Below are 23,580 nucleotides of genomic sequence, written 5' to 3'. Positions count from 1 at the left end.
GCACCGTGGACGTGGGCGTGTTCCGTTTTTGGCGGGCGGGCTACCTCCGGCTCGCCGCCGGCTTCGCCGCTGGACGGGTCAGGAACCTGCTTTGTAGCCGACACCACGGACCGTCAAGACAACTTCGGGGGCTTCAGGGTCGCGTTCGATCTTTGACCTCAGCCGCTGGACGTGGACGTTCACAAGGCGCGTGTCTGCCGCGTGCCGGTATCCCCAGACCTGCTCCAGCAGCAGTTCGCGGGTGAAGACCTGCCACGGTTTGCGGGCGAGTGCAACGAGCAGGTCAAACTCCAGGGGCGTCAGCGAGATGCGTTCGTCGTTGCGGCTCACCAGGTGCCCGGCCACGTCAATGGTGATGTCGGCAATCCGCAGCGTTTCAGGAGCCTTTTGGTCACCCGGACGGAGTCTCGCCCTAACCCGCGCAACCAATTCGGCCGGCTTGAACGGTTTGGGCACGTAGTCGTCGGCGCCGGATTCCAGGCCGCGGACCACATCCGAGGTATCCGACTTCGCGGTCAGCATGACAATGGGCGAATCCGACTCAGCGCGGATCTGCCGGCACACTTCAATGCCGTCCATGCCAGGAAGCATCAGGTCCAACAGCACGAGGTCCGGCTTCGAGGAACGAAAGACTTCCAGAGCCTGTGCCCCGTCTGCGCAAAAGACCGGCTCGAAGCCGTCATTGCGCAAAACAATTCCGATCATCTCGGCCAGCGCCTCGTCATCGTCCACTACCAGAATGCGTGCCTTCATAGTTATATATTCGCCTATTGAATGGGCTTTGTCCCGTTGAGGGCCGACACGGCATGGCGCGGTCACCTGCCGGGCGGGACGCGGAACGGCCGGACCGGCGCCACACCGCGAAGAATCAGCCCGAGGCTATGAGGCGTGCGGGCAAAACTATAGGCTGGGAGCGGGCCGGACGGTGCAGGACACCGCCGGTCCGGAGCGTCGGGCCGGAGTTTCGGCCGGGCTGCTCGCGGACAGCATCTTTTGGGGAGGAACAGGTTGTCAGAGCAGGATCCGAACGCGCGGCCCCGGGAGGGGCATCCGCAGCCGGTGGAGCCACCCGCAGGGGGCGCGCCGCAGCAGTGGCCCGCGCCGCAGCCGCCCCACCAGGGAAGCCAATCGCAGTGGAACCCGCCGCAGGGTGCCTCCGGCGGAAACCAGCCGCAGTGGGCGGCGCCGCAATGGAACACACAGCAGCCCGGTCACGGCGGACAGCCGCAATGGGGTTCCCCCTACCCGGGGCCAGAGCCTTACTCCAATCAGCCGGGGTACGTCGCTCCGCCGAAGCCCGGGATAGTTCCGCTGCGACCGCTGATGTTCGGCGAAATCCTGGACGGCTCGTTTCAGACCATCAGGCGCAACGCCGCAGCGATGCTGGGTGCGGCCCTCCTGGCACAGGCCCTGGGAACCATTGCCGGTGCGCTCGCAACGGCACAAGCCGGATCGGACGGCGAGTCCCTCGGGCTGTGGCTGGAAAGCCTGAGCCCTACGGAAATGGTCGGCCTGGGCCTCGGCGTCCTGGCCGGTGCCGTCATTCTCGGACTGGTGTCCGTCTTTACCTCGCTTGTACTTCAGGGCGTGATGGTGGTTCCCGTGGCCCGATCCGTCCTTAATTGGCGCACCGGTTTTAAGGAGATGTGGTCGCTGTCGCGGTCCAGGATCGGCTCATTGCTCGGGCTTGGTGGGCTCATGATCCTGGCCAGCGTCGCCGTCGTCGCCGTACTGGTGGGCGGGACCTGGCTCCTGGCAGATTCCATGGGCGGAATGTCTGCGCTCATCATCGTCCCCCTGTTCCTCGGCACCGTAGTGACCGTGCTGTTGCTCTCCATCCGCTTCCTCGTGACGCCGGCTGCGATTGTCGTCGAGGAACTGGACGTACTTGACGGCCTCCGAAGGTCCTGGCAGCTGACTCGGCACAACTGGTGGCGGATCTTCGGCATCACGCTGGTCGTTTCCCTCCTCATCGGCATTATCAGCCAGATTGTCCTGATCCCCATCAGCCTCGTTTCCGGCGGATTTTCCTCCGTCGTCGCGCCCCATGGCGGCGACGACGCGCAACGCGCCCTCGCGGTGGGCGTCGGCATCGCGTCGCTCATCGTCTCGGCTCTCGTAGGGGCAGTGGCGTACGCCTTCCAAACGTCCGTGGTGGGCCTGTTGTACATGGACCTTCGGATGCGCAAGGAAGGACTCGACCTCGCCCTTCTCCGGCTGCTGGAATCAAGCACGGACGCCAACGGCGTCCCCGGACGCGGCATCGCCCCGGAGGGGAACGCGGGCCGCCCTGCTCCCGGCGGCTGGTCCCACGCCCCCTACGGCCCGCCACCGGGCTACGGCCCGCCACCGGGCTACGGTCCACCACCGGGCTACGGTCCACCTCCGGGCTACCGCCCGCCCCCGGGCTCCGGATGAGCCCGCCGGTCCTTTCCGAGGCGGCATCCGCGGTGGGTACGGTCCTGCATTCGGCCGCTGGCCGGACGCCAGCTGAACCTCCCGTGGAGCCCGACAGGCAGGAGGCCAGCAGGTGGGCCGCCGAAGAACTGTCCAAGCCCGTGTACCGGGACGCACAACCGGACTGGCTGACCGATCTGTGGCGGCAATTCACGGACTGGCTGCGATCGCTCAATAGCGGCGACCCCGCAATTGACAGCGGCGTCGCCGTACCGGCCATCGGGGTGACCATTGTGATCCTCATTGCAGTGGCCATCCTCCTCGCGCGCCCCCGGCTGAACGCCCGCCGCCGCCCGGCCGGAGACGTCGTCGACGCCGATCCCTCCATCAGCCCGGGGGAATACCGGCGGCTCGCGGCAGCCGCGGCAGCACGCTCCGACTGGCGAACCGCCGTCGTCGAAGAGTTCAGGGCCATCGTCCGGTCCGCGGAGGAGCGAATGGTGATCGACCCGCTGCCGGGCCGGACGGCGGACGAGGTGGCCGGCCAGTTGGCCGGCGCCTTCGGCGGCTGTGCCGCGCAGCTGCGCCGGGCCGCCGATCAATTCGACGCCGTCCGGTACGGCAGCGAGGACGCCACCGCCAGGGATCACGCCGACATGGTGGCGCTGGATCAGCTTCTGGAATCCGCAAAGCCCGACTTCGGTCGGCCGGCCGCGGACCGCCTGGCGCTGCCGTTATGACGCCCGTACTTGAGTCGGAGATCCGGCCCTCATCGCCGGGACCTGCCGCCGGAAGTGACCTCGCCGGCCACAACGTCAGGGCATGGATCCGCCGGCACCGTACGTGGACCCTCATCGGCATGGTCTTCGCGCTGGGTGTGGCGCTGACGATTGTTGCCCAACTTTCGCCCCGCGGCGACACCGTTCCCCTGTCCACGCGAAACGCAGCCCCGGACGGGGCTAGGGCCGTAGCCGAAATATTGGGAAACCAGGGCGTGGAAGTCCGCCAGACCGACAACTTCGCGGCAACGATGTCCGCCCTGGACAGTACGTCCGAGCACAGTGCGTTCGGGGACACGTCCGAGGACAGTGGGGGCAGCAGCGGAACAACTTTGCTCCTCTACGACCGAAACGGCTACCTGGACCGCGGACAGCTTCAGGAGTTGCAGCAGGCCACGGACAGGCTGGTCGTGGTGACTCCCAGGCTGAACGCGCTCAGCGCCCTCGGCGGTGACATTCGCCCCGCCGGAGTTGTCCCGGCGGGGGTTGCCACGCTGGATCCCGGCTGCGGGACGGATGATCCCGCCACCGCCGGAGCGGTCACTGCGGAGTCCGCGTACCTCTACCAGGCTGACCGCCCTTGCTATGAGCCCTCGGAAGGCCTTGGCGGCCTGTATGCAAGCAGCGACGACGGCCGGCTGGTGGTGATGGGCAGTACGCAGATCATCAGTAACGGCCGGCTCGATGAACAAGGCAATGCGGCGCTTGCACTGCGGACCCTCGGGGGCTCGGACCATCTTGTCTGGTATCTCCCCGGCATTGCGGATGTCACCACTGCGGACGCGCCGAAGACCCTGGATGAGCTGGCCCCGCCGTGGGTGGCCTTCCTCGGCCCGTGGCTTGCCCTGGTGGCGGTGCTGGCCATGGTCTGGCGGGGTCGCCGGCTGGGGCCACTGGTCTTCGAGCCGCTGCCGGTGGTGGTCAAGGCCGTTGAGACCGCCGAGGGCCGCGCCCGGCTATACCACGACTCCCATGCCGTGGACCGGGCGGCCGACAACCTCAGGGCGGGCACGCTGGTCCGGCTCGCGCGGGTCCTCCGGCTGGGACCGGACGCTGAGTCTACGGCCATCGTCGACGCCGCCGCCCGGCACCTTGGGCGCCCGGCTGAACAGACGGCCCGCGTGCTGGAGGCCCGTCCCCGAACTGATAGCGAGCTGGTCCGTTGGGCCCAGCAGCTGGACACACTAGAGAAAGAGGTAACCGCCCGATGAGCGAGCAGACCAACGGATTCATCCAGGGCGGCCCCGGGGGCCCTGCCCTTGCAACGGCGGAGGCCACCACCGGCACGGATCCTGTCCGGCAGGCCCTGCTCGATGTGCGTCACGAGGTGGCAAAGGCCGTGGTGGGCCAGGACGCCACCGTAACGGGGCTGCTGATCGCCCTGCTGTGCCGCGGGCACGTGCTGCTCGAAGGGGTTCCCGGTGTGGCGAAGACCTTGCTGGTCCGCACGCTGTCCGCGGCCCTGAGCCTGGACACCAAGCGGGTCCAGTTCACCCCGGACCTGATGCCCGGCGACATCACAGGCTCGCTGGTCTTCGACTCCCGGACCTCCGAATTCAGCTTCCGGGAGGGCCCGGTTTTCACCAACATCCTGCTGGCAGATGAAATCAACAGGACGCCGCCGAAGACGCAGGCGTCCCTGCTGGAAGCCATGGAGGAACGCCAGGTATCGGCGGACGGCGTCTCACGGCTGCTTCCCGTGCCGTTCATCGTCGCCGCCACCCAGAACCCGGTGGAGTACGAGGGCACCTATCCCCTGCCCGAAGCCCAGCTGGACCGTTTCCTGCTCAAGCTCGCCATGCCGCTGCCGGGGCGGGCGGACGAAATTGAGGTCATCCGCAGGCACGCGGCCGGCTTCGATTCCAGGAACCTGGCCGCCGCCGGTGTCCGCGCTGTAGCAGGCGCCGCCGAACTGGAGCAGGCTCGCCAGGCGGTGGCTGCGGTGGAGGTGGCGCCGGAAGTCGCGGCCTACATCGTGGACATTGCCAGGGCCACCCGTGCCGCACCGTCCTTCCAGCTGGGCGTGTCCCCGCGCGGCGCAACGGCCCTGCTGAGCGCCGCCCGCGCGTGGGCGTGGCTGTCCGGACGGCATTTCGTGACACCGGACGACGTCAAGGCACTGGCGCTCCCCTGCCTGCGCCACCGGGTGGCGCTGCAGCCCGAAGCGCAGATGGACGGCGTGCACGTGGACGGTGTCCTCGCCAGCATCCTGGCATCCGTGCCCGTTCCGCGCTGATGGCCATTTCAGGACGGTTCGTACTTCTGGCACTGGCGGGGCTGGTGCCGGTGATGCTGTTTCCCGGCTGGGGCACGGTTCTGCTGGTCTGCCTCGCCCTCTGCGCCTTGCTGCTCCTGGACCTCTCCATTGCGGCATCGCTCCGGAAGGTCACGCTGGACCGCACTTTGCCAGGCAATGTCACGCTCAGCGCAAGCACCGAATCCGTCCTGACGATCGGGAACACCGGCAACCGCCCGCTGCATGCCCTGGTGCGTGACGCGTGGCAGCCATCGGCGGGTACGCAGAATCCGCGCCAGCGCGTGGACGTTCCGGCCGGCGAGCGGCGGCGCATGACGGTGACGCTCAGGCCTGCCCGCCGGGGCGACCTCAAGGCTCCGCATGTAACCCTTCGCGCCTTCGGTCCGCTGCGGCTGGCCGCGCGGCAGCGGACCCTCCCCTGTCCCGGCGCAATCCGGGTGCTCCCGCCGTTCCATTCGCGGCGCCACCTTCCGTCCAAGCTCCGTAAGCTGCGTGAGCTAGATGGAAAGGCCGCAGTTCAGATCAGGGGCGCCGGCACCGAATTCGATTCGCTCCGCGACTACGTCCGCGGTGACGATGTGCGTTCCATAGACTGGCGCGCCACAGCGCGGCGGTCCGCCGTCGTCGTCCGTACCTGGCGGCCTGAACGGGACCGGCGCGTGGTGATCATGCTGGACACGTCCCGGACGGCTGCTGCGAGGATCGACGACGAGCCGCGCCTTGACACCGGAATCGAGGCGGCCCTGCTGCTAGCCGTCCTCGCAGAACGTGGCGGCGACCGTGTGGATTTCTTCGCCTTCGACCGGCGGACCCGCGGGCGGGCGGGCTCTGCGTCAAAAGGCAACGTGCTGGGACAGCTCGTGCAGGCCATGGCGCCGCTGGAACCGGAGCTCATCGAGCTGGACTGGAGCCAGGTCCCGGGCCAGATCCGGCAGATCTCCGCGCACCGCTCCCTCGTGGTGCTGCTCACCCCGCTGGACGGCGGCGCGCCCGAGGAGGGACTGCTCCCGATGGCGGCGCAACTGGCGCAGCAGCATGTTGTGGTGGTTGCCTCGGTGCGGGACCCCATGCTGGGCACTATGCAAAAAGAACGCGGGACGGCGGCACAGGTGTTCCGCGCGGCAGCAGCCGAACGTGCGCTGCTGGAACGCGAGGCGGTAGCCATCCAGCTCCGGCAAATGGGCGTCGAAGTGGTCGACGCCGAACCGCACCAACTGCCGCCGGCCCTCGCGGACGCCTACATCAGGCTCAAGGCTGCGGGAAGACTGTGACTGATCTGTCGAAAACTGTTCTGTCGGAAAGCAGGAGGCTAGCTTGAATACGCCTATCTATGAACGTGCCCTGGGCAGCGATTTCGCCCGGCTCCAGCCCGAGCTGCAGGAGTATTTTTCCCTTGCTCCCGGGTCGGGACGCTACGGTGTGGGTGAGGGGGTGTTCGACGTCGTCGGGTGCCGGCAGCAGAGGCTAAGGCCATTGTTGCGGCTCACCAGCGGGGAGGAAGCGTTCTTCCCGGAGTACGGTGAGCGTATTCCGTTCCGGATCGAAAACCACGCCCACCTCGATCCGTTCGGCCGGTCGAGCCTCACTGCCAGGCGTGAGATCCAGTTTCCCGGACGGACGCGGCTGTTCCATGACACCACCAGCTTCGACGAGTCCCGAAGCAACCCGGGACTGGTCGATTACGTGGGCCGCTACCGTCGCCTCGTCACCGACCTGAATCTCAGCGTGACCGCCGACGGGCGGCTCCGGGGTGTTTCCGAGGCCTCCCGGCTTTTCCTGGGTGCCTTGCGAATCCCGCTACCGGCCGCCGTGGACGCCAAGGCGTACGCGGAGCAGTGGTGGGAACCGTCGGAGGGCAGCCACGGAAAGCACCGGATCCAGGTCAAGGTGATCCAGCCGCAACTGGGCCTCGTCCTGGTCTACGCGGGGAGCTTCGATTACCGGCTCCGCTCCTACCCGGGCGCCGCCACGGCGCCCGGCCATCTCCCTGGCTACGGCCGGCCGGACAGGTGGGAGAGCCGCGTCTAGCCGAGGGCCAGCTGGTTGAGCCCGTCCGCCACTTGGGTCAGTCGGGTCAGGACAGCGGTGGCGGACGACGGTGTGTGCCCCGCCAGCCCCGCGGACGGCGTCACGCGGATGGAGTCGAGCGCGGAGGCGGGAAGTCCCAGGTGACGCCAGGGCCGCCACACGTTCTCCACTGCATCCTGGACACGTGGCAGGGCAGCTGACGCGTCGTTCACCGGCAGCACACCGGCCCATAGGCTCTTCCCCGCCTCGACTGCACCGGCGAGCTCTTCCCATTGCCGGGAGGTGAGCGCCTTTAGCGGGACAGCGATCCCGTCCGCCCCTGACGAGAGAATTCGCTCAAAGGGCGCCTCGATTTCGGCAACCGCGATGACCGTTTCCACAGCGCCGGCGGCCCTGATCGCGTCGATCACCAGCCGCCACGATTCTGTCACTTCCTGGCCCGGCACCGACCGCAAGGTCCGGTAACCGCTGGAAGTGGGAATCGTTCCGGCCAGGACAGCGGCGATGTCAGGTTCATCGAGCTGGACAACCAATCGTGCCCCGGGAACAGCCGTGCCCACCCGGGCGAGGAAATCGCCGACGCCGGCTGCCAGCGACTCGGCGATGTCGCGTCGGGCGCCGTAGTCGATCAAAGCCCGTTCACCGTTGTGGAGGTGCAGGCCCGCGGCCAGGCTGAGCGGTCCGCGCAGTTGGACCTTGAAGTCCTGCGCCGCGCTCTCTTCCGTCCCGGCGACATCGGCGAGGACGTTGACGTCCGTGGAGAGCGCCGACTTCGCCTTCATCAGGTCCCGCCCGGGACGGTCCACGATTCGCCACCCGTAAGGCTGGACGTCGACCGAAAGGTCAACCAGGAGTGAGGCCGTCCTGCCGAGCGCATCCGAACCGACGCCGCGGTCCGGGAGCTCCACAAGGAACGGCAGATGCGGGCTGCCGAGCTCACCGCGAACGATCCGGGTTGACTCCAGCGGGTCTTCTCCCGGCCACGGCCCCAAGGCGGTGGCCGTGACTTGGCGGGTTTCGATGACGCTGGTTTCGGCGCTGCGGGAATCAGGGTTCCGGGGGTCCTGGTTCCTGGGGTCCTGTCCGCCAGCCCTTGAGCGGTTCGATTCCGGCATGGCCTAGGCGTCGACCGCGGTGGACGGGGCGGCTTGCGAAAGCCGCGGCTGGCTGGCGGCGGCTCCATTGTTCTCCGCTGCCTGGTGGTCCTCGGCGATGGCTTCGTGGTGCCTGATGACCTCGCCGATGATGAAGTTCAGGAACTTTTCCGCAAAGGCCGGGTCCAGGTGCGCTTCCTCGGCGAGGCGGCGCAGCCGTGCGATCTGGGCGGTCTCCCGGCCGGGATCCCCTGCCGGGAGCTTGTGCGCCGCTTTGAGGAATCCGACCTTCTGGGTGGCCTTGAACCGCTCGGCCAGGAGGAAGACAAGGGTGGCGTCGATGTTGTCGATGCTGGACCGGATGGACAGCAGTTCCGCCATCACCGATTGGTCCACCTGTCCGGCCAATGAGCTGGCTGAGGGGTCGTAGGATTCGGCGTCTGAAAGATCTTGGTTCTGCTCGGTCATGGCTCCAGTCTATGGGCACCGCGCTAAATGCCCGTGGCTGTTAAGCGTCCGCGAAACGTTGCCGGAGGGACGGAAATGCCCGCCGCCCATAGTGGACGGCGGGCATCTTCACCCGGGACTGGAACTAACCGGCAAGCAGCGAGCGGTTCGCTTCCCGGCGCTTCGCCTGTTCGTCCGGATCGGGCACGGGCAGCGACGCGATGAGCTTCCGTGTGTAGTCATGTTGCGGGGCGCCCATGACCTGGGTGCCAAGTCCCTGCTCCACGAGCTTGCCCTTGTAGAGCACACCAACCCAATGGGACAGGATGTCCACGACGGCCAGGTCGTGGCTGATGAACAGTGCGGCGAACCCGAACTCCTGCTGGATGTCCTTGAACAGTTCCAGTACCACGGCCTGAACGGACACGTCCAGGGCCGAAGTGGGCTCGTCGGCAATCAGCAGTTTGGGGTTCAGGATCAGGGCACGGGCCAGTGATGCGCGCTGCCGCTGCCCGCCGGAGAGTTCATGAGGGAAGCGGTCAGCGTACGACGCCGGCAACTGCACCGACTCGAGCAGCTCGCCCACGCGTTTCCGCGCCTGGGCAGGCGTCGGATTGCTATGGATGATCAGCGGCTCGGCAACGCAGTCACCGATGGTCAGCTGCGGGTTGAACGAAGCCGCCGGGTCCTGGAACACGAACCCGATGTCCTTGCGGAGGGGTTTGAACGTCCGCTCCTTGAGGTTCAGCATCTCGTAGCCCAGCACTTTAAGGCTGCCGCCGGTGGTGCGGTTCAGGCCCGCGATAGCACGACCGATGGTGGTCTTGCCGGACCCTGATTCACCCACCAGCCCGAACACCTCGCCCTCGGACAGCGTGAAGCTGACGCCGTCCACGGCCTTGAAGCTTGGACTTCCCAGCCTGCCCGGGTATTCAATGGTCAGGCCCTTGGCTTCAACGAGGACCTTCCGGTCCTGGTGTGCCCGCGTGGTCATTCCCTGGGAGGCGGAGTTCCGGCCCAGGTGCGGCACTGCTGCCAGCAGCTTCCGGGTGTATTCCTGCTTCGGCTCCGCAAACAGCACCTTGGCAGGTGCCTCTTCGACGACGTCGCCCTGGTACATCACCACCACCCGGTCGGCGAGGTCGGCCACGACACCCATGTTGTGCGTGATCAGGACGATCGACGTGCCGTATTTGTCCCGCAGGTCCCGCAGCAGCTGGAGGATCTCCGCCTGGACGGTGACATCCAGGGCGGTCGTGGGTTCGTCGGCCACGATCAGCCCCGGATTGAGCGCGAGCGCCGCGGCGATGACCACACGCTGTTTCTGGCCGCCGGAAAACTGGTGGGGATAGTAGTCCACGCGGTTTTCAGGGTCCGGGATGCCCACCTTGCGGAGGGCGTCGATTGCCCGGACCTTGGCTTCCTTGGCCGATACGCGTTTACCCGTGCCGCCGGCATGCGCGCGGATTCCTTCGGCTATCTGCCACCCCACGGTGAAGACGGGGTTCAGTGCCGTGGAGGGCTCCTGGAACACCATGGCAACGTCCCGGCCGCGGATCTGCCGCAGCTTGGAGGCACTGACGCTGATGACGTTGTTCCCGTTGATCAGCACTGCGCCGGAGCTGATGGCGGTCTCCGGGAGGAGGCCGAGGATGGTTTTCGCCGTCACGGTCTTGCCGGAGCCCGACTCGCCGACGATCGCCACCACTTCGCTCGGGTTGACCTCCAGGCTGACGTCCTTGACTGCATAGACGTCCCCGGCATCGGTGGCGAAAGTGACTTTCAGGTGCTCAATATCCAAGACCGGACCGGTGCCGTGTTTGTCGATGTTGATGGTCATGGAAGTCTCGCTTCTGTTTCGAGCGCAGCCTGAGCGCCTGCGGGGGAATCAGGCCCGCCCTTGCCGGAGGCGGCCTTCTTGCGTCCGCGCAGCCGCGGATCGTTGAGGTCGTTGATGCTCTCACCCATCAGGGTGAGGCCGACGACGGTCAGCACCATGGCAAGGCCCGGAAACACGCCCGTCCACCAGATGCCGGACGTGGTGTCGGCCAGTGCCTGCTTAAGGTCGAAGCCCCACTCGGCGGCAGAACTGGGTTCGATGCCAAAGCCCAGGAAACCCAGGCCCGCAAGGGTGAGGATTGCTTCGGAGGCATTGAGCGTGAAGATCAGCGGCAGGGTGCGTGTGGCGTTCTTGTAGATGTGCCGGGTCATGATCCGGATGTTGGACGCCCCGACGACCTTCGCCGATTCCACGAAGGGTTCGGCTTTCAGGCGGATTGTTTCGGCCCTGATCACCCGGAAGTACTGCGGGATGAAGACCACCGTGATGGAGATTGCCGCGGCGGTGACGCCGCCCAGCAGGCTTGACTGCCCGCCGCTGATGACGATGGCCATGACAATTGCGACGAGCAGGGAGGGAAAGGCATAGATGGCGTCCGCGATGACAACGAGGATCCGGTCCAGCCAGCCGCCGATGTAGCCGCTCACCAGTCCCAGGATGACCCCGATGAAGATCGACATCAGGACGGCCACAACGATGACCATGATGGCCGTCTGCGTTCCCCAGATAACCCTGGAAAGTACGTCGTAGCCGCCCACCGTGGTCCCGAGAAGGTGCTTTCCGCCGGGTTCCTGCTGGGCAGGGAAGTTGCCGTCGGCGTCAGAGAGCTGGGAGTACCCGTACGGGGCAAGCAGCGGGGCGAAAATGGCCGTCAGCAGGAAGGCGCCGGTCAGGATGAGGCCCGCCACCAGCATGCCGCGCTGCAGGCCCACGCTCTTGTTGAAGTGCGAGATGACCGGCAACCGGCGGAACAGCGAAGCGCGCGGATCCGCCGTCGGTTCGACAGTTATAGGGGTGCTCATGTCAGTACCTCACGCGGGGGTCGATCAGCGCGGCGACAATGTCCACGATGAAGTTGGTCACGGCCACAATCACGGCAAGAAGGACCACGATGCCCTGGACTGCGACGAAGTCGCGTGCCGTGAGGTAGGTCGCCAGCTGGAATCCTAGCCCCTTCCATTCAAAGGTGGTTTCCGTCAGCACCGCCCCTCCGAGCAACACCGCGATCTGCAGGCCCATCACCGTGATGATGGGGATCAGCGCAGGCTTGTAGGCGTGCTTGGTCACCAGCCGGAATTCGCTGACGCCGCGCGATCGGCCGGCCTCGACGTAATCCCTGCCCAGTGTGCCGATCACGTTGGTGCGGACCAGGCGGAGGAAAATGCCTGCGGTCAGCAGTCCAAGGGCAACGGCCGGCAGGACCGCGTGCGCCATGACGTCACCCAATGCTGCCATGTTGCCGCTGCGGATGGCATCCAGCCAGTAGATGCCCGTTGGCGACTGCAGGGAGGTGAGCTCCAGCTCGCTGGAGGTCTTTGCGCGGCCTGCCACGGGCAGCCAGCCGAGCCACACGGCGAACGTAAGCTTCAGGAGCATGCCGGCGAAGAACACCGGCGTGCCATAGCAGACGATGGCGAAGACGCGCAGCACGGCGTCGGGAGCGTGGTCCCTCCGGTACGCGGCGATCATGCCCAGCGGAATACCCACCAGCAGGGCGACCAGCAACGCGTTGATGGTCAGTTCCAGGGTGGCCGACCCGTAGGTGGTCAGCATTTCCGTGACCTGCCGGTTGTCCGACAGGGTGGTGCCGAAATTGCCGGTAACGAGTTGTCCGAGGTACTCGAAGTACTGCACCAGGATCGGACGGTCATAGCCTGCCGCGGCTATCCGCTCCGCCAGCTGCTCAGGAGGCAGCCTGCCGCCCATGGCCGCTGTAATGGGATCGCCCGTGATGCGCATCAGGAAGAACACCATCGTCACAAGGATGAAAATTGTAGGGAAGATCAGCATGAACCTGATCAGGATGTATTGGCCCAGCCCCCCGCCGGACGACTTCTTCTTTGACGGCAGCAGGCCGTCGGCGTCGGTTGGCGGCGCCTCAATCAGTGTTGTCATTGGTACCTAAATCTGTGCTTCCGGCGGCCTTGTGAGCCCCGGAATCTGTTGCCCTTGCTCCCGCACGAAAGGCGGGACGCCGCGCAGGCGCCCCGCCTCCTCGGCTGGTCAGGACCGGATGGAGAACTGGACCTACTTGGAAATTACGCCAAGCCGGGTCTTGAAGGATGCGTCCAGGGTCTGATCGACACCCTTGACATCCTTTCCGGCGACCATGAGCTGGGCGCCCTGCAGCAGCGGCAGTGTGGACAGGTCCTTGGCGACGGCGGTCTGGGCCTCGCCCAGCACCTTTTCGCGCTCTGCCTTGTCAACCGTGGTGAGCTGTTCCTTGATCAGCTCGGTGACGGATGCATTCTCGTAGTGGTTCTTGAGGAAGTTGCCCGGAACAAAGAACGGGGTCAGGTAGTTGTCCGCGTCCGAATAGTCGGGGAACCAGCCCAGCTGGTACACCGGGTAAGCATCGGCCGTGCGGTCCTTGGAGTAGGTGACCCATTCAGTGGACTGCAGGTCAACCTTGAACAGGCCGGACTTCTCGAGCTGCTCCTTGATCATGGCGTACTCATCGCCGGAGGACTTGCCGTAGTGGTCCGGGTTGTACTGCAGCTTGATGTTCACCGGAGCGGTGACTCCCGCGTCGGCAAAAGCCTTCTTGGCCTTGTCGAGGCTGGGCTTGCCGTTGCCGTCGCCGTACATTTCCTTGAGCGGCTGGATGGCGCCGACGAATCCGTCGGGGACCACGGAGTAGGCCGGCAGGTACGTGCCTTTGTAAACCTGGGTGGCGATGGCGTCGCGGTCCACGACGTTGGCCATCGCCTGGCGGACGGCCAGGGCCTTGGCGGGATCAGCGTCGGCAGTCTTGGCACCGAAAGGCATGGTATCGAAGTTGAACACGATGTAGCGCAGCTCGCCGCCGGGGCCCTTGTGGACCTTGACCTTGGAGTCCTTCTCAAGGTCGGCGGCGTCTGTTGCGGTGAGGCTGCGGCCGGCGACGTCGATGTTGCCCTGCTGGATGTCCAGCTTGAGGTTGTTCGAGTCGGCGTAGTACTTGATGGTGGCGCCGTCGTTCGCGGGCTTGCCGAGCAGGCCCTTGTAGTCCGGGTTGACCTTGAGGCTGACCAGTTCGTTCTTCTTGTAGCTCTCGATGGTGTACGGGCCGGCGAACGGCTTGCCCTTGACGATCTCGTCGTCGGTCATCAGCTTGTCCGCCGGGAAGACCTCTTCATCGATGATCGGTCCGGAATTGGCTGCGAGGACGCCGGGGAATACCTGGTCGTTGCCGGCCTTGAGGGTGAAGACCACCGTGGTGTCATCCTTGGCAGCCACGGAGTCAAGGTTGCCCAGGAGGGAGGCCGGACCATTCGGATCCGCAATGCTGACCACGCGGTCAATGGAGAACTTCACATCGGAGGAGCTGAGGGCGTGGCCATTGGCAAATTTGAGGTCCGGCTTGAGCTTCACGGTGTACTCCGTGGGGCTCGTGAATTCCGCGGACTCCGCGATGTCCGGAGTGGCATCTGCCGTACCGGGCTTGGCGTTCAGGAGGAACGGGTAGATCTGGTTCATCACCATGAACGAGCCGGCATCGTAGGAGCCTGCGGGATCGAGGGTAACGACCTTATCCGTGGTGCCGTAGGTAATGGTTCCGCCGCCGGCGCCGCCGGTGGAAGTTCCGCCGCCGCCGGACGGGCCCGTGCAGGCTGTCAGTGCAAACGCGGAAACACCCGCAAGCGCGATGGCGCTGTGGAGGGCTTTTTTGTTCATTGCCATCTGTGGACTTTCTGTTCGATGAGTACACGCGCGCCGCCCGGCAACTGGATCAGTTGGACTCGGTGGGCGGAACGTTGTCCTGATCACACGATTCAATCAGAACGCTGACAGCTGAATCGTTTCATCCTGTGAGTTGAGACACAAAATTTACCTGATTGGGGCAAAACTATCGTTTTCTTCTGCGTTCCGGCCCGATCAGCGTCCACCGGGACGATTGCGCGCGGCCATTGAAGGACCCCAGCCCCCGGAATAGAGTGGGATTGCGTTGACCGCATCACCGGATTCCTGTCATTACCTGGCTGAAGGAAACACGTCATGAGCAAAGCCGCCCTCTGTGTGGGAATCAACGAATTCGAGCATCTGCCAAAATCCAGCTGGCTGCAGGGCTGCGTCAATGACGCCCGCGACCTGGCCGGGCTGCTGCAGGCAGGCTACGGATTTCCCGGCGCCGACATTTCGATCCTGCTGGACTCCCAGGCCACGAAGGAGCGGGTCGTGGCGCAGCTTAATGCGCTGCTGGACCGCGCCGCGTCGGGCGAGCTGCAGCACATCGTCTTCACGTTCTCCAGCCACGGAACGCAGATCCCGGACAGCAGCGACGACGAGGCGGACCGCTTGGATGAAGCCTTCGCCTGCTACGACATCAACAACTCGGGCGACTCGTGGGATCCGGCTACCGTCATTTCGGACGACGAGCTGTTCACCCTTTTTGCACGGTTGCCGGACGGCGTGCTCATGGACGTGGTGCTGGACACCTGCCACAGCGGTACCGGCCTGAAGTCACTGGACCTCCTGCCCGGGCGGCGGCCGCGCTTCCTGCCAGCGCCGACAGCCCGCGGCGTGGCGGCCACTGAGTTCAACGAGCCCAGGGCACTTCGCGACCTGGTCAAGGCCGGCAGGGGCGTCAAGCCGGTGCTCCTGGCGGCCTGCCGCGCCGACCAGACGGCAGCCGATGCGTATCTGGAGGGCCGTTACAACGGCGCCTTCACGTATAACTTCATCAAGGCCGTCAGGGGCGACGGCACCTTGGGCCGGGCAGGCATCCTGAAGCTGGTCAGCCAGGGCCTCAGGGCCGGCGGGTTCGACCAGGTCGCGCAGCTGGAAGGCACGACGGCGGCGCGGAAGGCTCCCTGGGGAAGCTGAGTCCGCGAAGCTGGGCAACCGAAGCTGGGCCCGGGCGGCCGGGCGTCAGTCTCCCGTCCCGTGGAACTTACTCCGGACTTCCGACGAAGCTGCAGCTTCTGCCTCCCGCTGCTCGTCCGACACGAACATGGCGGCCTGGCGCTCACGGTCCATCACCGGCTTGAAGGCGGCAAAGATCAGCCGCCCGCCGGCGTCGAACCTCAACAGCCCGCCGCCGCGGATATCAACGTACTCGCGCTGGGTGCGGAGGCCCAGCCGCTGGTACGCATCACGGCGGCTCAGGCGCACCGTCTGGATGAACGATGCGCCTATCTCGGAGACAACAAAGCCGTCCGGGGAGATCCGTTCGGACGTCCGGACCCGCGTGCTGCTCAGCGGCGTACTGCGCTCGAGCCGGGCTGCGTCGAGCAGGCGGGGATTCTCCCAGACGAATTTCTGGACTTCCTGGGGGTCGGAGCCGAGGGCGGCAAGGCGGATGGGGTACCGGAGTCCCTGGTAGTTGTCCACGCCCATGATGTTGGTGAGCGGCACCCGCCGGATGCCGATTTTTGAGAAATTGGAGTGAACCGCTTCCCGGTACCCGCGCTGGTCCTCAGGCAGCATGTCCAGGTCAGCAGCGATGATCCCCCGGAGCAGGTCCCGCCACGTGACGTCAACCGGGGGCATGTAGGACAGCCCGCGGATCACCATGCGCAGCACGCGCGTGCCGACGATGGACCCCGATTCGGCCTTATGCTGCAGGTTCTGGAAGGCGCCGAACCTTCGGTTCCTGTCCGCCCACAGTTCTTCCACGGCCCGAAGGACTGCCCCTACCACCACGGCCCCGCGCTGGTGCGGCTCCGGAAGCTCCTGCCAGTTCTCCGGCGGCACACCAAGGAAGGGCTCCCGAAGCGGTCCACGCGCGAACAGGTCCCGGGCCACGTCGAAGAGCGTCCGCAGCATCACGTCGCCGTCGAGCTCCTGCCCGGGCTTTATGCCGGCCGAAGCGGCAACCAGCTCGCGGAACACGACCTCACGCGACGAGAAGACGGACAGGATCGCGACCAGGTCCGCGAGCGCCTCGTGCAAGGCCAGTTGTTCAATGGTTGCCTTGTCGTCTGCCCACGCCGGCCGGAACCCGTCCAGGATGGCGTGCGTGACTTCGTGGGCCACGATGTCGCGGAACAGCGCCGTCGGAATCTTGTAGCCCATTCTGTCAATGGAGCCGAAGCGGATGATGTTGGTGTCGCGGGCATATCCGGTCTCGGTGGCAGTGCCGGAATCCCTCGCCTTCAGCACCAGCCTGCCTTCAGGGGTCCAGGGCATCCTGCGGCCAAGCGTGCTTTCGAACAGTTCAAGGGTGGAGGCGGCCACCCCGTAGACGTGCTGGGCCAGGAACCTGGTGTCGTCCAACAGTGCCCGGAGGCCCTGTGGCGGAGTCGTGGAAACCAGGCGCCAGGGATCCCCTGCCTCGGTCAGTGCCACGGGCGTCACGGTGGTGCCCCGCCATTTGCGGATGTGGACGGAAAAACGGTGGCCTGTGGGTCCCCGGCGTAGCCGTTCAACGGGAATGCGGACTTCGGCGATGAGCGGGCCGGCCTTGCCATTGCCGAGCGGTCCTTCTGCGAGAACCACCACGGAGACCATCTGCCCCGCCCTGATGTCGCCGGGAGGCTTCCTTTGTATTGCCACGCTCATCGCCGTCCCGAGTCCGGAGCCCAGCCGCCGGCAGCGGGAATCGCTGCTTAGGCAAGTATGGATCCGGCCCGGATTGAACACAATGGCGGAAAGGGCCGCCCCGGGTCCTCCCGCTAGAGTGCCACGCGCTGCAGCGAGCGCGCTGCGTCGATGGTGGCCTGCCCCAGGACCCGGCTTCCCTGGTAGAGCACCACGGTCTGTCCAGGGGCCACACCGCGCAGCGGCGTGGTGAGCCTGACCACAAGGTTGGTCCGCTCCCCGCCGTCGTCGTCCTTCAGCAGTTCGGTGTGGGCCGTTGCAGGAACGGGATCGCCGTGGGCGCGGACCTGGGCGTGGCAGTCAAACTCTTCGCCGGTGGCGATTTCAGCAATCGGCAGGCCGGCCCAGGAAACTTTGATGCCGCGGATCTCGTCGATGGCCAGGAGAGCCTCCGGTCCCACCACCACTTTGTTTTCCTTGGGCCGGATCTCCAACACGAACCGCGGCTTGCCGTCGGCTGCGGGGGTGCCCAGCTTGAGGCCGCGGCGCTGGCCAACGGTGAACGCGTTGGCGCCGGGGTGCTCGCCCACCTTCGCACCGGATTCGTCCACGATGTCGCCAGTGGTCATGTCGATCTTTTCGGCCAGCCAGCCGGCGGTGTCGCCGTCCGGAATGAAGCAGATGTCGTGGCTGTCCGGCTTGTTGGCCACGGACAGCCCGCGGCGTTCGGCTTCCGCACGGACTTCAGCCTTGGACGGCGTGTCCGCCAGCGGGAACATGGAGTGCTTGAGCTGTTCGTGGGTGAGGACGCCGAGCACATAGCTCTGGTCCTTGGCCCAGTCGGCCGCACGGTGAAGTTCAGGATTTCCGTCGGCGTCGGTGATGACCTTGGCGTAGTGGCCGGTGCAGACAGCGTCGAATCCCAGGGCGATTGCCTTCTCCAGCAGCGCTGCAAACTTGATGCGTTCATTGCAACGCATGCAGGGGTTCGGCGTTCGTCCGGCGGCGTATTCGTCGATGAAGTCCTGGACCACGTCCTCCTTGAACCGCTCGGAGAAGTCCCAGACGTAGTACGGGATGCCCAGGACATCGCAGGCACGCCAGGCATCACGGGAGTCCTCGATGGTGCAGCACCCGCGGCTGCCGGTACGGAGCGTTCCGGGCATCCTGGACAACGCCAGGTGGACACCGACCACGTCGTGTCCGGCCTCGACGGCGCGGGCGGCGGCAACGGCGGAATCGACTCCGCCGCTCATGGCTGCAAGAACTCGCATGCTGTCTTTCTTTGGGGGAAGGGTTTGATTGTGGGGCTGCAGCGCGTCCCTGGCCGGTCCGGCTGGACACACTGCATGCCCGTCCATTCTACTGCCTCGGAAAAGGGGCTCTTAAAACGTGCCCGCCGGCCCTTGACTGCCACCCCTCCGGCTTCTATCGTCAGGATTACTATTTTTAGAATGCCCGGCCGGAGGCGCCGGCTTGCCAGGAACCGAGGGGCTCCATGCCTGTCGAAAGCACCATCGAAAGCATCGTGATCGCCGGGGCGGGCCTGGCCGGCGCCACCGCTGCCCGCACCCTGCGCGGCGAGGGATTCTCCGGCCGGATCACCCTTATTGGCGCCGAACTGCACCAACCGTACCTGCGGCCGCCCCTGTCCAAGGAGTACCTCCTTGGCAAAGCCGGCGAGGAAGCCGTCCCCGTGGCGCCCGAGGCCTGGTACGCAGAGAACGACGTCGACCTCCGCCTGGGCGTGCAGGTCGCCGGCATTGATCCCGGCCCCCACAGGGTACAGCTCAGCAGCGGCGAAACCCTGGGCTACGGCGCCCTGCTGCTGGCTACCGGCGCCCTCCCCCGCCACATCCCACTGCCCGGGAGCACGCTGGACGGCGTCACCATGTTCAGGACCCTGGACGACAGCCGCCGCCTCCGGGAAAAGCTGTCCCCGGGCGGGCGGGACGTCGTAATGATCGGCTCAGGCTGGATCGGGATGGAACTTGCGGCCGCGGCCTCCAGCTACGGCAACCGCGTGACCCTCCTCGGACTCGAGGACATTCCGCTGGCAGCCGCCATCGGACCCGAACTGGGGCGTTTCTTCCGCTCGCTCCATGAAGCCAACGGCGTGCAGTTCCGGCTCGGGGCCACTGCCGCCGGACTCCTGGGCGATTCCGGCCGCGTAACCGCAGTGGTCACCGGATCGGGTGAGGCACTGCCGGCCGACGTGGTGGTCATTGCCGTGGGAGTGGCCCCCGAAACCACGCTCGCGGAGCAGGCCGGCCTGGCCTTGGACAACGGAATACTGACCGACGCCGCCCTGCGGACCAGCGGACCGGACATCTTCGCCGCCGGGGACGTGGCAAACGCCCTGCATCCCTTCACCGGGCAGCACCACCGCAGCGAGCACTGGTCAAATGCGCTGAACGGCGGGAAAGTCGCGGCAAAGTCGATGCTGGGCCGGGACGCCGCGCTGGACACCATCCCGTATTTCTACACCGACCAGTTCGACGTCAGCATGGAGTATTCGGGATTTCCCACCCTGGCCTCGGGCGCCGAACCGGTCATCCGGGGGTCGCTGGCCAGCAAGGAATTCATCGCATTCTGGCAGCACGAGGACCAGGTGGTCGCAGGCATGAACGTCAACGTTCCCCGCACGCAGAAAGCCATCAAGGCCCTGATCTCCAGCCGGGCACCCATCCAGGCAAGCCGTTTGGCGGACCCCGCGGTCGCGCTGGATCAGCTCCTGGCGGACGACTGACGGGCCACGGTGGCGGCCGTCTGGATGGTCGATTCGTGGCCCGCCATCCCTGCCTGGCTGGCACGCTGATAGGCGCCCGGAAGCGCTGCCAGGAGGGCATCGACGTCGGCTTCCGTGGATGAGTGGCCCAGCGAGAAGCGCTGCGCACCCCGCGCGGTCGCCTCGTCCAGCCCCATGGCCAGCAGGACGTGCGAGGGCCGCGGAACACCGGCCGTGCAGGCGGAACCCGTGGACGATTCCACCCCGGCAAGGTCCAGCAGGAACAGCAGGGAATCGCCCTCGCAGCCCGGAAAGGTGAAGTGCGCGTTACCGGGCAGGCGGCCAACCCCGGGCGCGCCGCGGAGGACCGCCTCCGGGACGCATTCCTGCACACCGGCGATCAGCCTGTCCCTCAGCCCCGCAATGCGGGCCGCCTCCCCCGGCAGGTCCTTCGTCACGGCTTCGGCCGCCGCGGCGAAGGCGGCAATCGATGCCGTATCCAGGGTTCCGGACCTGACGTCGCGTTCCTGGCCTCCGCCGTGCTGCACCGGTGTCAGCTTCACTGAGCGGCCCAGCAGCAGGGCACCCACACCCACCGGGCCGCCGATCTTGTGGCCGGAGATGGACATGGCATCCAGTCCGCTCGTCCGGAAGTCCACGGGAACGGATCCAAAGGCCTGGACGGCGTCTGAATGCACGGGAACGCCGACGGCATGGGCCGCCTCAACCACTTCCCGCACCGGCTGGATGGTGCCCACCTCATTGTTGGCCCACATTACCGACACGAGGGCGATGGACTCCGGGTTCCGGCCAAGCTCGGACCGCAGCGCCCCCAGGTCCACAACGCCCCTGGAATCCACGGGTAGCCAGGAAACTTCCGCCTGCTCGTGCCGTTCCAGCCATTCAACGGTGTCCAGGACAGCATGATGTTCGACGGCGGAGCAGAGGATCCGGGTGCGTGCCGGGTTTTCGGCGCGGCGGGCCCAGTACAGCCCTTTCACAGCCAGGTTGTCGGCCTCCGTGCCGCCCGAGGTGAAGATGACCTCTGACGGGTGGGCACCGGCAGCGGCGGCAATTGCCTCGCGGGCGTCCTCCACGGATCGCCGGGCGCGGCGTCCTGAGCCGTGCAGCGATGAAGGGTTTCCGGTCCTGGTGAGCTCGCGGGTGAGTGCCGCCAGAGCCTCGGCGGCGATGGGCGTGGTGGCGGCATGATCGAGGTAAACGGACACAAGCCAATTCTAGCCGCGGCCGCACAGGAGGCTCCGGCGCCGGTGTAGATTCGAGCGGTGAAAGCCTCGATTTACCTGGTGCTGGCCACGCTGTTTTGGTCCGGCAACTTTGTGGTGGGACAGGCTGCCCTGAACACCATGACGCCGCTGGAACTCACCTTCTGGAGATGGGCGCTCGCTGCCCTGCCCCTCGTGGCGCTGGCGCACTTCGTGGAACGTCCGGACTGGCGTGCCGTCCTGGTCCGCTGGCGCGTGCTGCTGCTCCTGAGCGTGCTTGGCATGGGCGGCTACACCTTGCTCCTCTACACTGCCCTCCAGCACACCTCGGCGCTGAACGCTTCCCTGATCACTGCCGCCAATCCGGCGCTCATCGTGGTGATGGCGATCTTCTTCCTCGGTGAAAAGCCCGGCGCGTACGGCTGGCTGGGCATTGCCCTGGGTCTGGCCGGCGTGGTCCTGGTCCTGACCCGGGGCGAGTTGCTTCGCGCCTTCAGCATCACCTTCAATGCCGGCGAGCTGCTGATGATCGGCGCGATTGTGGTGTGGGGCTTCTACACCATCATTGCCCGCAGGCTGGGGCTTCCCGCCATTGCCGCCACTGCGGTGCAGGTGGTGATGGCCACTGCCATCCTCGCTCCGTTCGCCCTCGGCGCGGGAGCAGCGTTCCCTGCGACGGCGTCGGAAGGATGGTCGCTCGCGTACATCGCCGTGTTCCCGTCCTTGGGGGCGTACCTTTTCTGGAACCTCGCGCTCAAGACAACGGCACCTGCGACGGCCGGAAACTACCTGAACCTCATGGTCGTCTTCACCGCGGCCATCACCGTCATCATGGGGATTCCGGTCAGCCTGCCCCAGGTCATCGGCGGCGCGCTGGTCATAGCAGGTGTCCTGATGGCGAGCCGGCCCAAAAAGCCGCAGGAAGTCAGGGCGGCGTAACCCTGGCGCAGCACTCACCAGGGACGTTGTTGCCCGCTATGCGGCCTTCCGCCAGGCCGCAGCCGGCAGCGGCGCCGCTCAGGAAGGCCCCGTTCATGGCGCAGACCACTTCCGAGTGGCTGTCCGCGAGCCGGTGGAACGGGCAGTTCCGGAGGGCGTAGCCGCCGGCGCCGTCGGGCTCCGGCACATAGCCTTCCGCCGAGAGGAATTCCTCGAGACTCCCGCTCCCTTCCGCCATTGCGAGGCCCTTCGCGTAGGAAGTGGCCAGGAGTGCGTCCCGGACGGGCTCTCCGGCGGCACTGGACTGTTCGATGGCCGTTGCCATCAGTTCGCCGGCGAGATCGTAGTTGCGGTCCGGCACGGAGGCGCCCACTTCGGGCTGCGCCGTCCGGTACATTTTCGCCGGCCGCCCCGAGCCGGGCCCGGCCTTGCCGCCGAGCTTGCGGAACTCAACGGTGAGGACCCCGTCCTGAACCATCCTGTCCAAATGGAACGACGCCGTGCTTCGCGGGATTCCAAGCGCGCCGGCAGCATCATCGCGCCCCACCGGGCGGGGCGATGAGGAGACGAAGCCGAACAGGTTCCGGCGGTTCTCATCGCCCAGGGATGCCACGGCTGCGATCCGGCGGGCCCAGGGAAGTCTGCGCATGGAACACCCTAACTCTAAAAACAAGATTCATTGCTTAATTGCGCAATGCTTTCTAAAATTATGATACCTACTTTTAGAAGGAGTCCGTCATGAAATCCACCTCGGTGCTGAGTTCGCCCGGCGGCACGCTTGCTGGTGACCCGGGCCGTCAGGCCTTCCTGCTGCTGCGCACGGTCTTTACGGTCGCGCCGATCATTTTCGGCCTCGACAAGTTCACCAACCTGCTCGCCGACTGGACCATCTACTTGGCCCCGGTCGCAACGTCAGTGGTTCCGCTCCCGGCCCAGACCATCATGTACATCGTGGGCGTTGTGGAAGTGATCGCCGGCATCGCGGTGGCAGTCCGGCCGCGCTTCGGATCGTTGCTGGTGGCCGTGTGGCTGCTGGGCATCATCATCAACCTGCTGCTGCTGGGCAGTTTCTTCGACATTGCCCTTCGCGATTTTGGCCTGCTCGTGGGTGCGCTGGCCGTCAATCGGCTGTCACCGCGGAATTCCCGCCAGCCAAGATAGCGC

At 66.2% G+C, this 23,580-nt stretch carries 21 protein-coding genes; 10 read left to right on the top strand and 11 right to left on the bottom strand.

Annotated features, from left to right (window positions below; genetic code table 11):
- Positions 1-78 precede the first annotated feature (78 nt).
- Positions 79-753, bottom strand: a complete 675-nt coding sequence (mtrA, locus tag J7I79_RS03385) for an MtrAB system response regulator MtrA (protein WP_104172248.1) — start codon at positions 751-753, stop codon at positions 79-81.
- 255 nt (positions 754-1,008) lie between these two features.
- Between mtrA and J7I79_RS03380 the strand changes: the two genes are divergently transcribed.
- From J7I79_RS03380 to J7I79_RS03355, 6 genes are read left to right on the top strand one after another with little or no spacing between them, the layout of a single operon-like run.
- Entirely contained in the window at positions 1,009-2,418 is a 1,410-nt protein-coding gene (locus J7I79_RS03380) for a hypothetical protein (RefSeq protein ID WP_214950274.1), read from the top strand.
- Positions 2,415-3,137 (top strand): DUF4129 domain-containing protein, encoded by a 723-nt coding sequence (locus J7I79_RS03375; protein ID WP_214950272.1) that lies wholly within the window; start codon positions 2,415-2,417, stop codon positions 3,135-3,137. The genes J7I79_RS03380 and J7I79_RS03375 overlap by 4 nt, the downstream gene beginning before the upstream one ends.
- Positions 3,134-4,387 carry a DUF4350 domain-containing protein gene (locus J7I79_RS03370; protein ID WP_214950269.1) on the top strand — a complete coding sequence of 418 codons (1,254 nt, stop codon included), beginning with the start codon at positions 3,134-3,136 and terminating at the stop codon, positions 4,385-4,387. The genes J7I79_RS03375 and J7I79_RS03370 overlap by 4 nt, the downstream gene beginning before the upstream one ends.
- The gene (locus J7I79_RS03365) at positions 4,384-5,412 is read left to right on the top strand and encodes a MoxR family ATPase (RefSeq protein WP_214950268.1); all 1,029 of its coding nucleotides are present in this window, start codon (positions 4,384-4,386) and stop codon (positions 5,410-5,412) included. The genes J7I79_RS03370 and J7I79_RS03365 overlap by 4 nt, the downstream gene beginning before the upstream one ends.
- Positions 5,412-6,704 carry a DUF58 domain-containing protein gene (locus J7I79_RS03360; protein WP_214950266.1) on the top strand — a complete coding sequence of 431 codons (1,293 nt, stop codon included), beginning with the start codon at positions 5,412-5,414 and terminating at the stop codon, positions 6,702-6,704. Before J7I79_RS03365 ends, J7I79_RS03360 begins: the two co-directional genes overlap by 1 nt.
- Before the next feature lie 43 nt (positions 6,705-6,747).
- Complete coding sequence (locus J7I79_RS03355) at positions 6,748-7,461, top strand: DUF4166 domain-containing protein (protein ID WP_214950264.1); 714 nt, start codon at positions 6,748-6,750, stop codon at positions 7,459-7,461.
- On the opposite strand, the gene J7I79_RS03350 is transcribed toward J7I79_RS03355, so the two are convergent.
- From J7I79_RS03350 to J7I79_RS03325, 6 genes are all read right to left on the bottom strand, one after another.
- Complete coding sequence (locus J7I79_RS03350) at positions 7,458-8,483, bottom strand: hypothetical protein (RefSeq protein ID WP_214950310.1); 1,026 nt, start codon at positions 8,481-8,483, stop codon at positions 7,458-7,460. The genes J7I79_RS03355 and J7I79_RS03350 overlap by 4 nt on opposite strands.
- A gap of 96 nt (positions 8,484-8,579) precedes the next feature.
- Positions 8,580-9,023 carry a chorismate mutase gene (locus J7I79_RS03345; protein ID WP_104172242.1) on the bottom strand — a complete coding sequence of 148 codons (444 nt, stop codon included), beginning with the start codon at positions 9,021-9,023 and terminating at the stop codon, positions 8,580-8,582.
- 124 nt (positions 9,024-9,147) lie between these two features.
- On the bottom strand, positions 9,148-10,842 hold the full coding sequence (locus J7I79_RS03340) for an ABC transporter ATP-binding protein (RefSeq protein WP_214950262.1): 1,695 nt from the start codon (positions 10,840-10,842) through the stop codon (positions 9,148-9,150).
- Positions 10,839-11,864, bottom strand: coding sequence for an ABC transporter permease (locus J7I79_RS03335; protein ID WP_214950260.1), 1,026 nt, complete (start codon positions 11,862-11,864; stop codon positions 10,839-10,841). The genes J7I79_RS03340 and J7I79_RS03335 overlap by 4 nt, the downstream gene beginning before the upstream one ends.
- 1 nt (position 11,865) lies before the next feature.
- Entirely contained in the window at positions 11,866-12,957 is a 1,092-nt protein-coding gene (locus J7I79_RS03330; protein WP_214950259.1) for an ABC transporter permease, read from the bottom strand.
- A gap of 132 nt (positions 12,958-13,089) precedes the next feature.
- Entirely contained in the window at positions 13,090-14,724 is a 1,635-nt protein-coding gene (locus J7I79_RS03325; protein ID WP_214950257.1) for an ABC transporter substrate-binding protein, read from the bottom strand.
- A 315-nt stretch (positions 14,725-15,039) separates the two neighbouring features.
- On the opposite strand from J7I79_RS03325, the gene J7I79_RS03320 reads away from it, so the two are divergent.
- Positions 15,040-15,867 (top strand): caspase family protein, encoded by an 828-nt coding sequence (locus tag J7I79_RS03320; protein WP_214950255.1) that lies wholly within the window; start codon positions 15,040-15,042, stop codon positions 15,865-15,867.
- Positions 15,868-15,912: 45 nt separating this feature from the next.
- Here the strand turns inward: J7I79_RS03320 and J7I79_RS03315 are convergent, their stop codons facing one another.
- Together J7I79_RS03315 and mnmA are read right to left on the bottom strand one after the other, a co-directional pair.
- Positions 15,913-17,538 (bottom strand): hypothetical protein, encoded by a 1,626-nt coding sequence (locus J7I79_RS03315; protein ID WP_214950253.1) that lies wholly within the window; start codon positions 17,536-17,538, stop codon positions 15,913-15,915.
- A gap of 119 nt (positions 17,539-17,657) precedes the next feature.
- A complete protein-coding gene (gene mnmA, locus J7I79_RS03310) occupies positions 17,658-18,797 on the bottom strand; it encodes a tRNA 2-thiouridine(34) synthase MnmA (RefSeq protein WP_214950251.1) in 1,140 nt (379 codons plus the stop codon).
- Between the two features lie 224 nt (positions 18,798-19,021).
- Between mnmA and J7I79_RS03305 the strand changes: the two genes are divergently transcribed.
- Positions 19,022-20,272, top strand: coding sequence for an NAD(P)/FAD-dependent oxidoreductase (locus J7I79_RS03305; protein WP_214950242.1), 1,251 nt, complete (start codon positions 19,022-19,024; stop codon positions 20,270-20,272).
- On the opposite strand, the gene J7I79_RS03300 is transcribed toward J7I79_RS03305, so the two are convergent.
- On the bottom strand, positions 20,251-21,480 hold the full coding sequence (locus J7I79_RS03300) for a cysteine desulfurase family protein (protein ID WP_214950236.1): 1,230 nt from the start codon (positions 21,478-21,480) through the stop codon (positions 20,251-20,253). The genes J7I79_RS03305 and J7I79_RS03300 overlap by 22 nt on opposite strands.
- Positions 21,481-21,537: 57 nt before the next feature.
- Between J7I79_RS03300 and J7I79_RS03295 the strand changes: the two genes are divergently transcribed.
- Positions 21,538-22,416: a DMT family transporter gene (locus tag J7I79_RS03295; RefSeq protein ID WP_214950234.1), complete on the top strand. Its 879-nt coding sequence runs from the start codon at positions 21,538-21,540 to the stop codon at positions 22,414-22,416.
- Here the strand turns inward: J7I79_RS03295 and J7I79_RS03290 are convergent.
- Positions 22,403-23,065, bottom strand: coding sequence for a metalloregulator ArsR/SmtB family transcription factor (locus J7I79_RS03290; RefSeq protein ID WP_214950232.1), 663 nt, complete (start codon positions 23,063-23,065; stop codon positions 22,403-22,405). The two genes, J7I79_RS03295 and J7I79_RS03290, sit on opposite strands and share 14 nt — an antisense overlap.
- A gap of 89 nt (positions 23,066-23,154) precedes the next feature.
- Between J7I79_RS03290 and J7I79_RS03285 the strand changes: the two genes are divergently transcribed.
- Entirely contained in the window at positions 23,155-23,577 is a 423-nt protein-coding gene (locus tag J7I79_RS03285; RefSeq protein ID WP_214950230.1) for a hypothetical protein, read from the top strand.
- Positions 23,578-23,580 lie beyond the last annotated feature (3 nt).

It is taken from the genome of Arthrobacter sp. ISL-69 (genome assembly GCF_018613775.1).
Classification (GTDB): Bacteria; Actinomycetota; Actinomycetes; order Actinomycetales; family Micrococcaceae; genus Arthrobacter.
This window is presented reverse-complemented; position numbering and strand designations above follow the sequence as displayed.

Bases quoted from the DNA above. Each gene is read 5' to 3' on its own strand.
- J7I79_RS03290 (WP_214950232.1), bottom strand. From the start codon at position 23,065: ATGCGCAGACTTCCCTGGGCCCGCCGGATCGCAGCCGTGGCATCCCTG.
- J7I79_RS03330 (WP_214950259.1), bottom strand. From the start codon at position 12,957: ATGACAACACTGATTGAGGCGCCGCCAACCGACGCCGACGGCCTGCTG.
- J7I79_RS03360 (WP_214950266.1), top strand. From the start codon at position 5,412: ATGGCCATTTCAGGACGGTTCGTACTTCTGGCACTGGCGGGGCTGGTG.
- J7I79_RS03375 (WP_214950272.1), top strand. From the start codon at position 2,415: ATGAGCCCGCCGGTCCTTTCCGAGGCGGCATCCGCGGTGGGTACGGTC.
- J7I79_RS03370 (WP_214950269.1), top strand. From the start codon at position 3,134: ATGACGCCCGTACTTGAGTCGGAGATCCGGCCCTCATCGCCGGGACCT.
- J7I79_RS03340 (WP_214950262.1), bottom strand. From the start codon at position 10,842: ATGACCATCAACATCGACAAACACGGCACCGGTCCGGTCTTGGATATT.
- J7I79_RS03285 (WP_214950230.1), top strand. From the start codon at position 23,155: ATGAAATCCACCTCGGTGCTGAGTTCGCCCGGCGGCACGCTTGCTGGT.
- J7I79_RS03365 (WP_214950268.1), top strand. From the start codon at position 4,384: ATGAGCGAGCAGACCAACGGATTCATCCAGGGCGGCCCCGGGGGCCCT.
- mnmA (WP_214950251.1), bottom strand. From the start codon at position 18,797: ATGCGAGTTCTTGCAGCCATGAGCGGCGGAGTCGATTCCGCCGTTGCC.
- mtrA (WP_104172248.1), bottom strand. From the start codon at position 753: ATGAAGGCACGCATTCTGGTAGTGGACGATGACGAGGCGCTGGCCGAG.
- J7I79_RS03345 (WP_104172242.1), bottom strand. From the start codon at position 9,023: ATGACCGAGCAGAACCAAGATCTTTCAGACGCCGAATCCTACGACCCC.
- J7I79_RS03335 (WP_214950260.1), bottom strand. From the start codon at position 11,864: ATGAGCACCCCTATAACTGTCGAACCGACGGCGGATCCGCGCGCTTCG.
- J7I79_RS03325 (WP_214950257.1), bottom strand. From the start codon at position 14,724: ATGGCAATGAACAAAAAAGCCCTCCACAGCGCCATCGCGCTTGCGGGT.
- J7I79_RS03320 (WP_214950255.1), top strand. From the start codon at position 15,040: ATGAGCAAAGCCGCCCTCTGTGTGGGAATCAACGAATTCGAGCATCTG.
- J7I79_RS03305 (WP_214950242.1), top strand. From the start codon at position 19,022: ATGCCTGTCGAAAGCACCATCGAAAGCATCGTGATCGCCGGGGCGGGC.